The following is a 12,149-nucleotide window of genomic DNA, read 5'->3' on the forward strand; positions in this document are numbered from 1 at the left end:
TTTCACGTTCCCCGGCTCACTGCTGCTCATGGCGGGGAACGTAGCACGGGATGGCACTCAGTTCCCTCTACAGGGAACCGAGTGCAGTCGTCAGAGCCGCTCGGCCGCTTCCACGACGTTGGTCAGCAGCATCGCCCGGGTCATCGGGCCGACCCCGCCCACCGGCGGCGCGAACGACCCGGCGACATCGCTCACGTCCGGGTGGACGTCACCGAGGATGCCCTCGACCGTGCGCGTGAGACCCACGGACAGCACGGTGGCACCGGGCTTGATCCAGTCCGGGGTCACCAGGTGCGCCACACCGGCCGCCGCCACGACGACGTCCGCCACGCGCGCGTGCGCGGCCGTGTCCTGGGTGGCCTCGTGGCACAGGGTCACCGTGGCGTGCTCGGTGGCGCGGGTGAGCATGAGACCCAGCGGACGGCCCACGGTCACCCCGCAGCCGATGACGCAGAACTGCTGGCCGGTGATCGGCACGTGGTTGCGGCGCAGCAGGTCGATGATGCCGCGCGGGGTGCAGGGCAGCGGCGCCGGTATGCCCAGCACCAGCCGGCCCAGGTTGGCCGGGTGGAGACCGTCGGCGTCCTTGACCGGGTCGATCAGCTCCAGCACGGCGTGGGTGTCGATGTGGGCGGGCAGCGGCAGCTGCACGATGAAGCCCGTGCACGCCGGATCGGCGTTCAGCCGCAGCACCGCCGCCTCGACGTCGGCCTGGGAGGCGTCGGCGGGCAGCTCGACCCGGATCGAGGCGATGCCGACCTGGGCGCAGTCGCGGTGCTTGCCGGCGACGTAGGAACGGCTGCCCGGATCGTCGCCCACCAGGATCGTGCCGAGGCCGGGGGTGATGCCGCGCTCCTTCAAAGCCTGCACACGGAGGGCGAGTTCGCTCTTGATGTCGGCCGCTGCGGCCTTGCCGTCGAGGAGTGTTGCGGTGGTCACGGAGTCGCGAGCCCTTCGGGAGAACACTGCGGGGTAACAGGAGTGGACGACGGTCCCGGGACCGGTCGTTCGACCCGGCCCCGGAACAGCCATCGTACGTGCCGCCCGCCCCTCGCCCACCGGCCGTCCCACTCCGCGCAGCCCTCACCGCACGGCCGGCACCGCCCACCACCACACGGACTCCGCCCCGCTCGCCGGCACCCCGGAGCGGGGCCCGGCCCAGCCGCGGCGGGTAGGGCTCGGCTCAGCCGGGCAGGTGCGGCCGCGCTTCAGCCCCGAGCGCGCGTCGGCGTGGGCTCGGCTCAGCCGGCGGGCGCGGCGGCGCTCCGGGTCGTGGCGTGGGCCCGGCTCAGCCCCGCGGGCCCGGCGCCGGTTCGTGCCCGCCCGCCCCGGCGCGGGTCCCGCCCGCGCCTCCACGTACGCTGCCCGCACCGCCGCACCGCCGCACCGCCGCACCGTTCGAGGAGAGCCCATGTCCGCCCGTCCCCGCCTCCTCTACGTCACCGACCTGGCCTATCAGGCGCGCGGGCGCCGCTACTGCGACGAGGACATCCTGCTCACCTCCCGGCTGCGGGCCGACTTCGACCTGGCCCTGTGCCATCCCCGGGACGCGGCCGCCCTGATGGACGCCTTCGACGCCGTGGTCATCCGCAACAGCGGTCCCGTCCTCGGCTACCGGGAGGACTACGAGGCCTTCCGCGAGCGGGCGCTGAGCGCCGGGACCCTCGTCTACAACCCGCTCACCGGCCGCGCCGACATGGCCGGCAAGCAGTACCTGCTGGACCTGGGCGCGGCCGGCTTCCCGGTCATCCCCACCGTCGACCGGCCCGAGGACCTGCACCGCCTGCCCGAGGCAGACCGCTACGTCGTCAAGCCCAAGCTGGGCGCCGACTCCATGGGCATGCGGATCGTCACCGCCGACCTCCTGCCCGGTCAGGCCGACGGCACCACCCTGATCCAGCCCCACGTCGACTTCGCCTACGAGGTGTCCTTCTACTTCGTCGACCAGGACCTCCAGTACGCCCTGTACGCCCCGCACCCCGACCGGCGCTGGCAGTTGGAGCCGTACGACGTCACCCCGGACGACCTGGAGTTCGCCCGCCGCTTCGTCGACTGGAACGGCCTCGCGCACGGCGTCCAGCGCGTCGACGCCTGCCGCGCCCCCGGCGGGGAGCTGCTGCTGGTGGAGCTGGAGGACCTCAACCCGTACCTGTCCCTGGACGCCCTCGACGACGCCCGCCGTGACGCCTTCGTCGCCGCGCTGACCCGCTCCCTGCACCGCTTCCTCGCCGGCTGAACCCCGCGCGGCCCGCGCACGTATCCCTCCCCGGGGACACGGGACGGAGGGAGAGCAGCGTGCCGACACCGGCCGAACCCGGAGAGCCGTACGAACGCCCGGTCCTGGAACCCGTCCGGGTCCTCAGGCCGCGCAACACCGACGCGCTCGCGGAGCTGTTCCGCGAGATGACCGAGGACAGCGGCCCTTACGAAGCCGTCCGCCTGCCGGAGCGACGGCAGCCCGGCACCGAGGCCGACACCGAGGAACTCCCGTCGGCGGCCGGCCGCAGGCCGCCGCGGGAGCCCGGCCCCGGACCGCACCGCGCCGCCGTCGCCTCGGTCGCCGTCCTGGCGGCGGCGCTCGCCGGGTTCGCGTGCGCCCTCCTGCTTCCGGCCCGCGACGACGAAACGGCAGCGCGGACGCCCGCGGCTCCCACCACCCCGGCGCCGGCCACGCCCCCGGCCGCCACGACCGACCCGGACGGCGCCGGCACCCTCCGCGAGGGCGACACCGGCCCCGAGGTCACCGACCTCCAGCAACGCCTGCGCCGCATCCCGAACGTCTACGACGACGGCCCCACCGACGGCCGCTACGACACGGCTCTCACCGAAGCCGTGGCGCGCTTCCAGCTCTGGTACGGCATCCGGGGCGACGAGACCGGCGTCTACGGCGACGACACCCGCCGTGACCTGGAGTCCCGCACCGGCTGAGGCGGCGAACGCCTACTTCCCGGCGTGGTCCCCGTCCGCGGGAACCTGGATGTCGAGCACGCACACGTCGTCCCGTCTCCCCGGCTCCAGCATCGCGCCGAGCAGTCGCTCCAGCGGCGAGGGTCCGGCCGCGGCGGGTGCGGTGGCGGCGCGGCCGAGCCGCTCCAGGCCCCGGTCGATGCTCTCCAGCGGCCGTTCGACCAGACCGTCGGTGTACAGCACCAGCCGGTCGCCGGCCTGCAGACGCAACTCCGCCTCCTCGTAGCGCGGGGTGTCACTGGCGCCGAGCAGCATGCCCAGGGGCCGCGCGAGGTAGCGGGCCTCGCCGTCGCGCAGCAGCAGCGGCGGCGGATGGCCGGCCTGCGCCCAGACCAGCCGCCGTTCGCGAGGGCTGTAGCGGGCCAGGACCATGGTGGCGCTGCCGTGCGGGTCGCGGGAGTGCAGCAGCAGCGCGTTGAGCCGGGAGAGCGCTCCGGTCAGCGACGAACCGGTGATGATCATGCCCTTGGCGGTGAAGCGCAGCAGTGCCATCGAGGCGACGGCGTCCATGCCGTGCCCGGCGACGTCTCCCACCACGAACAGGGCGTCCCCGTCGGGGAGTTCGATGGCGCTGAACCAGTCGCCGCCGACGTTGAGCCCGGACTGCGCGGGCAGGTAGGCGATGTCGACCCGCAGCCCGGCCAGCCGGACCGGCTTCTTCGGCAGCGGCAGCAGCGCGTCCTGGAGCCGGGCCGCCACCGTGCGCTCGGCCTGCAGCACGCCGTGCTGGGTGAGGATGGCCCGTTCGCTGGCGGCCAGGGCGAGTTCCGCGCTGCGCTGCGCCGTCAGGTCCTGGACGAAACCGTGCACCTCGACGGGCGTGCCGTCGACGTTCAGGACCGCCTCGGCGACCACCCGCAGATGCCGGACGCCCTCGCGGGTGACGATCCGGAACGGCACGTCGAACGGCCGCCCCTCCCGCACCAGTTCCCCGACCACACGGGCCAGCCCGGGCTTCTCCTCGGGCAGTGCCAGGTGCGGGAGGCGGGCGAGCGCGACGGTGCCCTGCGCCGGGTCGCGGTCGAGGATGGAGAAGACCTGCGAGGACCAGTTCACCTCGCCCGTGACGAGGTTCCAGTTCGCCCAGCCCAGATTGCCCAACCGCTGCACGTCCGCGAGCCGCTGCTCCTGCCGGTCCGAAGGATCGTGCCGGATCCAGCTGACGACCAGTCCGTCCCCCAGCCGTGCCGCCCGCGCCGAGTAGGTGGCCAGCTCGCTGACCCCGGCCACGACCTGCTGCCGGGCGAACGGCTCGCTCTCGTACGGCTCTCCGGAGGCCAGCGCGGTCAGGCAGCCCTGCCACAGCGGAACCTCGGCGAGGTCCGGCCAGCACTCCAGGAAGCGCAGCCCGACCAGTTCCCGGCCGCCGCGGCCGGCCACGTCGTACGTCCCGGCGGTGGCGGCCTCGATGCGGAAGTCCTCGACCGGGCCGGAGCCGGCGCACAGCGGGGTGAGCAGGACGGCGGCGACGGGCAGCCGGTCGAACACCGTCTGCACGGCGTCCGCGTCCGCGCCGGCGGCGGGTTGCTGCCGGGGGCCGAACATGCGCAGCGGCCCGGCGCACAACCGGGCGACGGCCAGCAGGCGGTGGCGGACCTCGGGGGTGAAGGGGCCCTCGCGGCGCCGGAGTATGCCGAGGACGACGTCGGCCGAGCCTCCGGTCACCACCGGCAGCCAGGCCCGGGTCGGCCACCGCTCCGGCGGGCTCCCGATCAGCAGGTACCGCTGACGGTCCTGCGCGAAGTCCTCCAGCCAGCGCGCCTGCCCGGACGTGAGGGCGTCCAGCGCGGCGACCCCGGTCAGCGGCGGCACCCGGCTCCACTGCCCGGCGAGCGTCTCGTCGACGCCGGCGTGCCCGACCAGCTCCAGCCCACCGGAGGGCAGCCGCGCGAAGAGCAGGACCGCGTCGGCGCCGGTGTCGGCGGCGAGGTGGTCCAGCAGACAGCGGGCGAGCTCCCGCGGGCTGCCGACACGGACGAGCGCCTCTCCCAGCCGGGCGAGGGCGACCGCGTCGCACTCGGTCGGGACCGGGACGGCGTCCGGCACGTCACCGCGGGCGGTGTCCTCGGCGGAGGACGGCTCGGCGGCCGTACCGGCCGGTGCTCCCAGGCTGCCGAGGGTGATCCAGCACTCCTCCAGCACCGTCCGCCGTGCCTGCTTGGCGCGCCGCTGCAGCTCCACCTGAGCGGCCTCCGGCGAGCAACCGGTCTGCGCCATCACGGCGCCTTTGGCGCGTTCCAGGACGGCTGAGGTGGCCGCCATGTCCTGCAGCCGGTCCATCTCGGCGCGCTGGCGCGCGACGACCCGCGTCAGGGCGGCCATGTCGGGCACGGCGCCGGACTCCGGGGGCTGGACGGGTTCGCTCGTCACGCCACGAGCATGGCACACGTATCCGCTTCCGATCGCGGTCTTGCGGCATCGCCGCCGCCAGGTGGGACGCCCGGCGCGGACCCGGAACGGAGGGCGCCGTTCAGCGCCCGGAACCGCTGTCCACGAGGGCCTCGGTGACCGCGCGGACGCTGCGCGCGATGTGCTGCAGCTGCAGGACCTCGGCGGCGTACAGCTTGATCGTGTGCTCGATGACCGACTCGGGCATCCCGAGGCGCGGGAGGTCCGCGCGCGCGGTCTGCAGGGCGGTGCGGGCGACGCGGATCTCGTGCTGGACCTGGATCTGCGCGTGGCGGGCGAGCAGCACGGGGTGGCGCAGCAGCGCCGGGTAGCTCGCGTAGCGCGCGGGCACCAGCTCGCGCAGCCACTTGGCCGCGGAGCGCTCCCAGTCGTAGCTCCCGGGCGTCTTGACCTGGCACGGCCAGTCCGGGCTGATGCGCGTCGTCGTCAGGGGCATGATCATCGCTTCCGGTGTGCGGCGTCGTGACGGGTGGTCCGACGGTGTGGGGCGGCCCCGGCCTAGGGGATGACCGGGGCCGCCACGGGCCCTCGCGTCGGCGAGGCCCCGGACACCCTGGCGCCGACGCGGGTAGGGGACGGCGGCTTCGGGTGTCCGTACTCGAGCCCTGGGGGCGGGCGGGTGCGGCCGTGAGCAGTATTTATATATGCCGACGCCTTTGCAAGACGTATGAAAACATTCATGCGCGAAATGCCCGGATTGATCCGCTTGAACATTTTCCTGCAGGGGGGTGGGGCGGGCGGTGGGAGCGGGTCAGTCCCGTAGGAAGAAGTGATGCTGCTCTGCTATCTGCTCGTACTCCTCCAAACGCGCCTGGGTGCGCTCGGGGCCCGCGTCCGTCATCGCCTGGAGCAGCGCGGCGGCCATCACGCCGGGGGCGGCGTACGAGTCGAAGACCAGCCGGGAGCCCGTGCCAGTGGCGAAGGTGACGTCGGCCTCGTCGGCCACCGGCCCCAGCGCCAGATCGGTCACCAGCGCGACCTTCAGGCCGGCACTGCGCGCGACCCGTACGGCGGTGAGCGTCTCCTGCGCGTGCCGGGGCATCGAGAACGCGAGCACCCACGTCCCACCCGCCTCCCGGGACTGCAGCAGCGCGTCGTACGCGACGCTGCCGCCCCGCGTCACCAGCCGCACGTCCGGATGGATACGGCGGGCGGCGTAGGCGAAGTACTCGGCCAGCGAGGCCGAGATCCGCAGGCCCAGGATGGTCAGCGGCGTCGAGGCCGACAGCTGCCGGCCGACGTCGATGACCTGGTCGGGGTCGGCGAAGTCGCGCCGCAGGTTCTCCAGGTTCTCGATCTCCGCGTCGACCGCCGCCTGGAGCTCGTTGCTCCGGTTCACCTCGGCCGCGGCGGGCCCGCCGGCCAAGGTGCCCAGCGCGATCGACTGGAGTTTCTCCCGCAGCGCCGGGTAACCACTGAAACCCACCGCGGCGGCGAACCGGGTCACCGAGGGCTGGCTGACGCCGACGCGGTCGGCGAGATCGGTGATCGACAGAAACGCCGCCTCGGTGATGTTCTCGATCAGGTACTGGGCGATGCGCCGCTGCCCCGGGGACAGGTGGGGCCCGTCGAAGAGGGCCCGGAGCCGTGAGGTGGGGGACACCTCCGCCTCCGGAGCGGTCTTGCCCGAGGTGATCGTGGTCGCCTGTGCGCGTGCCTGCTGAGGCGATGGCACCGGTCCTCCTCCTTTGTCTCCCACGAAGCTCAACATAGCTCACGGCCCGGGACCGGCCCGGGGGCGCGAAGAGGGGTGGGGCATGCCGAGCGGTGACTTGTCCGGTGGAGCGCCTGGGGCGGTACGGGGGGAGGGGCCGGGAGGTGGCGCGAAGGGGGGAAGAGCGGGAGGGGGCCGGGAGGCGCCCGGGAAGGGCGGGAGGCGGCTGGAGGGGGACGGCGGGCTGGAGGGAGAGGGGGGAGGGGACGAGGGACGGAGCCGGTGCCTGATGGTCGGCGGTGCGCACCGGCTCCCGCTCGGGCTAGCGCCTCAGGAGCCGTACCGACAGGCCGTCCGCCGTGTACACGGGCACCGCCCGCAGCGTGTCGGAGTTCAGCTCGACGTGGTCGAACCGGCCGCGCAGCGCCGGGGCGCCGATCACCCGTACGGTGCTCCCGACCGCCGGGGGCTTCTCCGCGTCGACGCGCAGCGACAGCACGCTGCCCTCGCCCAGCACCACCCGACGAGTCACCGTCAGGACCGCCTTGTGCCGTCCCGCGCGCAGAGTCGGCTCCAGGACGCCGGCCTCCTGCGCGAACAGCCCGTGCACCTGGACCGGTTCGTCGATCCGGACGGTACCGCCCACCACGCGCACGTCGCCGTGGCCCAGGGCGTGCGCGGAGGCGGAGACCAGCGTCCCGTGCTCCACGACGGTGCCGCCCGTGTACCGGTTGTGGCCCGTCAGGGTGAGCGTGCCGGAACCCTTCTTCGTCAGTCCGCCCCGGCCGTCGATGTCGTTGCGCCACGTGTCCGCCGCGTGGAAGCCGCCCGCGGCCGCGTCCAGGGTGACCGTCACGTCGGCGTCGAAGGCGCCGTAACCGTCCGCCGCCGCGAACAGGTTGAGACGGCCCCACTGCTCGAAGCCGTCCAGCAGGACGTACCCGGACGGCAGCGCGGTCGTGCGCAGCACCTCGCGGCGCTGCGACGCGTCCAGGTACGGCAGCCGCGTCTCCAGCAGCACCTCCGCGCCCTTGGGCACCGTGAGGGGCTTGTCGCGGCCCTCGCGGGTGAGGACGTACGTGAGGCGCGGCTCGACGGCGCGGGCGTTGGCGCGGCGGTCGGCGTACGGGTCGGCCGCGTCCGAGTGGGCGTACGCGAAGAGGGTGTCGGGCGTGGTGCCGGTGCGCTGGGTGAAGTACGCCAGGGCCTGGGCCCGCGCCGCCTTCTTGAGCTCCGCGTTGGCCGGGTCGGCCAGCGCGGCCGCGGCGAGGGCGGTGGCCATGACGCGGCCGCCGAGGACGTCGACGGTGGAGTGCATCCCCGAGACGATCCGGGTGTGGCTGAGTTCGAAGGCGCGGGTCACCAGCTCCTGGAAGCGCTCCGGCACCGCGTACGCGAAGGCCAGGGACGCCAGGTGGAAGGCGTTGGTGTGGCCGCTGGGGAAGCCGCCGTCGTCGACGGGGGAGGTGCTGCGCTGGCGCAGCAGCTGTGTGACGACGACGACCTTCGAGTCGTACACCGGGTAGCCGAGCGCGTCGGTCCTCCCGGTGTCGACGACCTCGCTGTCCTCGTTCATGCGCCACGGACGCGGATACTGGAAGGCGTACTTGCCCGGATTGCCGGAGGCGAACGGGCCGCGCACGGTGTCGACCAGCTTGGCGACCTGCCCGAGGTCCGAGGTGTACGAGCCCGCGCCGATCGCGGAACCGGCCGGGGCGCCGGCGGGCACGGCGTCGCTGATCGTGGTCGGGGGCGTGGTCTCCGGGGCAGACGTGATCGAGGTGACCGCCTTCGCGCCCGCCCGGTAGAGGCCGGCGAGCGGGCCCAGGGCGGCGATCATCGCGTAGCTCTGGTGCTGGCGGTCGTAGACGAAGGCCTCCCTGGCCTGCGCCTCGGTGCGGGCGGAGGTGACGCGGGCGCAGTACCGCATGTTGGCGCGCAGGACGTCGGGGCGCAGGGGGGTGCCGGTGTTCCAGGCGGAGCCCGTCTTCCAGACCTCGGCCATGCCGCCGAGGATGCGCACCACCGCGTTGGTCTCGGGCGTGAGGTTCGTCAGGACGTTCGTCCTGTAGTCGTCGACGAACGCCGCGGCGGCGGTCGTCGTGGCCGCCTTCGCGTCGGCGGCGCCCAGCCAGGAGACGACGGTCGGGGCGGCGACGATGGCGGCGGTGCCGGCCGCGAGGGAGGCCTTCAGGAAGCCTCTTCTGTTCACGTCTCCGTTCACGTCCGAGGGAGTGCGGTGCCCGGCGGGTGCTGGCATGGGGGTGCCTCTCTTGAGTTCCGGTCGGTGCGAGCGAAGATCTACGGGCGGGGTGTGGCCCGTGGGGGTGGGCTTGGGGGCTGGGGTGTGTCCTGGGGGTGAACGGGGGTGCGGTGTGCGTGCGGCGGCTGTGGCGGTGGCTGGGGTGCTTGCGGCTGCGGGGTTGCGGCCGCTGCCGGTGGGTGGGTCGGGGTCGTGGCGGTGCGGCGAGCCCGTCGCCGGCCGGGCGTACGGCTGCCTGCTGGTGGAAGTTGACGTTGGCTGTGCAGGGCTACGCGACGGGCTGCGCCGCACCGCCACGACCCGCTCCCCGCCGTGGCGGGTGCGGGAGCGTCCGGGGTGCGCGCCGGCGCCACGACCCGCTCCGGTGCGTTGGCGGGTGCGGGAGCGGGTTGGCCGGGCTGCGACGCCGAGCTGCTCCGGTGCGTTGGCCGGTGGGGGTGCGTGGTGGACTGCCCTTCAGGGGGATGGGCTGCTTTCGGCGGGGTGGAGGGCGTGGGGGTGAGCCTCACAGGAGTGACCGGGCGAGGGTCACCGCCCCTTCCACCGGCGGGACGTGCAGGGGGCGTGCCTGTGCCGTGGGTGCGGTGGCGGCGAGTGCGGTGGTGAAGGCCTCGTACAGGGCCGGCTGGGCGAGGATCGTGCCGCCGGCGACCACCACGTCGTCGACCGGGACGCCGCGGGCGGCGAGGCGGGTGACGAGGGCGGCGAGTGCCTCGCCGGCCTGCGTGATCACGGTCCGGGCCGGCCGGGAGCCGCGGGCGGCGGCCTCGAAGACGACGGGGGCGTGCCGGCCCCACTCGGCGGAGAATTCCGAGGCGCCTTCCAGCGCCGCCGCGAGCGCCGGTACCTCGGGCACCTCGAGCGAGGCGATCAGGCCGAGGGCCAGGGAGTCGGGCTCCTCGCCCCGGTCGTGCGCGGCCCATACGGCCCGGGCCGCCTCCCGGACGAGACCGGCGGCGCCGCCCTCGTCGCCGAGGACCGCTCCCCAGCCGCCCACCTGGACGGCGGTGCCGTCCGGCAGCCGGCCCACGGCCACCGAGCCGGTGCCGGCGACCAGCGCCGTGCCCTTGTCCAGCCCGGCGGCCGGCACGAGGAGGTGGGCGTCGCCCACGACCAGCGCGGGCGCGTCGAAGTGCGGTCGGAGCGCGGTGCGGATCCGCTCGCACTGGCGCGGGGTCTCGCAGGCGTGCCCGCCGACGGCGACGGCGGACGGGCGTGCGCCCGCCGGAAGGGCGTCGGCGACCAGCGCGGCCAGCCACCCGGCGGCGGCCACCGGGTCGTTCGGCCGCCAGCCGCCGCTCGTGCGGACGTGGTCGGCCACCGGGGTGTCGCCCGCGAGCGCGCGGAGGTGCGTCTTCGTGCCGCCCACGTCGATGCCGACCACGAGGGGGCGCGCGGAAGGGGAGTCCTGCACGGATCCTCTTTCGTCGTTGCTGCGACGGCGGGCGAACCGTGCCTGGAGGACGGGCAGTCGGTAACTCGGGAAGCCCCGGGACGGGCTTCTGGCGGAGCACGGCAGGCGAGTACCGTGATGTTCGTTAGGAAGTTAACTAACGAAGTACAGTGCGTCAAGAGGCGTCGACCGCTCGGCCGTCCGGTCGGCCCGTACGTGATGCCGAGCGGCCCGTGACCTGAGTGGGGGAACCTGTGGAACACGATGTGGCAAGAGCCCCCCGGCTGACCGAGAGCGCGAGTGCGGTGTTCGCCGTGCTGGCCGAGGCGGGCAGCGCGACCCGGCCGCAGCTCGCGAGCCTGGCGGGTCTGTCCAAGCCGACGGTGTCCTCCGCCGTCGCGGAGCTGGAGAGCGTGCGGCTCGCCGCCCACTCCGGCACCGCCTCCAGCGGCACGGGCCGCTCCGCGGCCGTCTACCGTCTCGGGCCGGCCGCCGGGGCCGTGCTCGCCGTCGACCTCGGCCCCGCCCTCACCCGGGTCCGGGGCTGCGCCCTGGACGGCACCCTGCTCGCCGAGGCCACCGCCTCCCGGAAGGATGCCGCCGACGCCGTGCGCGAGGCGCTCGGCTCGCTGCCCGGGGGCGTTCCGCTGCGCACCATCGTCGTCGCCGTCGGTGACGTGGCAGCGCGCGACCGGCAGGGCAGCGGTATGCGGCCCGCGACCGCCAAGGCGGGACCGGTCTTCGACGCCATGGCCGTCGCGCTGCCGCCGGGTGTGCCCGTCCACCTCGAGAACAACGTCAACTGCGCGGCGCTCGCGGAGCTGCACGAGGGCGCCGCCCGCGGCCGCCGCACCTTCGGCTATCTGCGGATCGGTGTCGGTATCGGTCTCGGCATCGTCGTCGGCGGCGAGGTGCTGCGCGGATCGAACGGCGCCGCCGGAGAGCTGGCCCGGCTGCCGTACCCCTGGGACGACGGCCGTGAGCCGCGCCGGGAGGCCCTGGAGGAGTACATGGGCGCCCGCTCCCTGCTGCGCCGGGCCAGGGAGGCGTGGCAGGCCGCCGACGGACCCTGTCCCCGGACCACCGAGCGGCTCTTCGCCCTCGCCGCGGAGGGCCGGGCCGCGGCCCGTGCCGTCGTCGGCCGGCACGCGGTGGACGTCGGCCGCCTCGCCGCCGCGGTGACCGCCGTGCTGGACCCTGGCCTGATCGTGCTGGGCGGCAGCACCGGCGCGGATCCGCAGCTCCTGCCCGGTGTGCGGGCCGAGTTGGCGCGGCTGAGCTGGCCCACCGAGGTGGTCAGCAGCACGGTCGGAGACACCGGCACCGTCGCCGGCGCCGCACGGCTCGCGGTCGCCCGGGGAGTCCAAACCGTGACCGAGGCCGCGGGGACGGAGGATTGACGGCCTCCGACTCGGTCTGCCAATGTCCGGACAAGCGCTTTCTAAAGTCGGTCGGGACACCGG

9 protein-coding genes are annotated in these 12,149 nt (G+C 74.4%); 3 read left to right on the forward strand and 6 right to left on the reverse strand.

Annotated features, from left to right (window positions below):
* Nucleotides 1–90: 90 nt before the first annotated feature.
* The gene (locus tag ACIHAR_RS08675; protein WP_365457374.1) at nucleotides 91–939 is read right to left on the reverse strand and encodes a bifunctional methylenetetrahydrofolate dehydrogenase/methenyltetrahydrofolate cyclohydrolase; all 849 of its coding nucleotides are present in this window, start codon (nucleotides 937–939) and stop codon (nucleotides 91–93) included.
* Nucleotides 940–1,411: 472 nt separating this feature from the next.
* On the opposite strand from ACIHAR_RS08675, the gene ACIHAR_RS08680 reads away from it, so the two are divergent.
* Entirely contained in the window at nucleotides 1,412–2,236 is an 825-nt protein-coding gene (locus ACIHAR_RS08680; RefSeq protein ID WP_365457377.1) for a hypothetical protein, read from the forward strand.
* 59 nt (nucleotides 2,237–2,295) lie between these two features.
* Nucleotides 2,296–2,928, forward strand: a complete 633-nt coding sequence (locus ACIHAR_RS08685; RefSeq protein ID WP_400018049.1) for a peptidoglycan-binding protein — start codon at nucleotides 2,296–2,298, stop codon at nucleotides 2,926–2,928.
* A gap of 12 nt (nucleotides 2,929–2,940) precedes the next feature.
* On the opposite strand, the gene ACIHAR_RS08690 is transcribed toward ACIHAR_RS08685, so the two are convergent.
* The 5 genes from ACIHAR_RS08690 to ACIHAR_RS08710 all read right to left on the reverse strand — a co-directional run bounded on the left by ACIHAR_RS08690 (nucleotide 2,941) and on the right by ACIHAR_RS08710 (nucleotide 10,707).
* Nucleotides 2,941–5,289, reverse strand: a complete 2,349-nt coding sequence (locus tag ACIHAR_RS08690) for a SpoIIE family protein phosphatase (protein ID WP_400018224.1) — start codon at nucleotides 5,287–5,289, stop codon at nucleotides 2,941–2,943.
* Between the two features lie 148 nt (nucleotides 5,290–5,437).
* Nucleotides 5,438–5,818 (reverse strand): hypothetical protein, encoded by a 381-nt coding sequence (locus ACIHAR_RS08695; protein WP_365457383.1) that lies wholly within the window; start codon nucleotides 5,816–5,818, stop codon nucleotides 5,438–5,440.
* A 309-nt stretch (nucleotides 5,819–6,127) separates the two neighbouring features.
* Nucleotides 6,128–7,051 carry a MurR/RpiR family transcriptional regulator gene (locus ACIHAR_RS08700; protein WP_365457386.1) on the reverse strand — a complete coding sequence of 308 codons (924 nt, stop codon included), beginning with the start codon at nucleotides 7,049–7,051 and terminating at the stop codon, nucleotides 6,128–6,130.
* A 301-nt stretch (nucleotides 7,052–7,352) separates the two neighbouring features.
* Nucleotides 7,353–9,290 (reverse strand): phosphatase PAP2 family protein, encoded by a 1,938-nt coding sequence (locus ACIHAR_RS08705; RefSeq protein WP_400018051.1) that lies wholly within the window; start codon nucleotides 9,288–9,290, stop codon nucleotides 7,353–7,355.
* 508 nt (nucleotides 9,291–9,798) lie between these two features.
* Nucleotides 9,799–10,707: an N-acetylglucosamine kinase gene (locus tag ACIHAR_RS08710; RefSeq protein WP_400018053.1), complete on the reverse strand. Its 909-nt coding sequence runs from the start codon at nucleotides 10,705–10,707 to the stop codon at nucleotides 9,799–9,801.
* Nucleotides 10,708–10,952: 245 nt separating this feature from the next.
* On the opposite strand from ACIHAR_RS08710, the gene ACIHAR_RS08715 reads away from it, so the two are divergent.
* Nucleotides 10,953–12,086 carry an ROK family protein gene (locus ACIHAR_RS08715; protein WP_365457395.1) on the forward strand — a complete coding sequence of 378 codons (1,134 nt, stop codon included), beginning with the start codon at nucleotides 10,953–10,955 and terminating at the stop codon, nucleotides 12,084–12,086.
* Nucleotides 12,087–12,149: the final 63 nt, after the last annotated feature.

It is taken from the genome of Streptomyces sp. NPDC052016, assembly GCF_044548445.1.
Classification (GTDB): Bacteria; Actinomycetota; Actinomycetes; order Streptomycetales; family Streptomycetaceae; genus Streptomyces.

Excerpts from the sequence above, each read along its gene's own strand:
- ACIHAR_RS08690 (WP_400018224.1), bottom strand. The coding sequence starts at position 5,289 with ATGGCCGCCCTGACGCGGGTCGTCGCGCGCCAGCGCGCCGAGATGGAC.
- ACIHAR_RS08680 (WP_365457377.1), top strand. The coding sequence starts at position 1,412 with ATGTCCGCCCGTCCCCGCCTCCTCTACGTCACCGACCTGGCCTATCAG.
- ACIHAR_RS08695 (WP_365457383.1), bottom strand. The coding sequence starts at position 5,818 with ATGATCATGCCCCTGACGACGACGCGCATCAGCCCGGACTGGCCGTGC.
- ACIHAR_RS08705 (WP_400018051.1), bottom strand. The coding sequence starts at position 9,290 with ATGCCAGCACCCGCCGGGCACCGCACTCCCTCGGACGTGAACGGAGAC.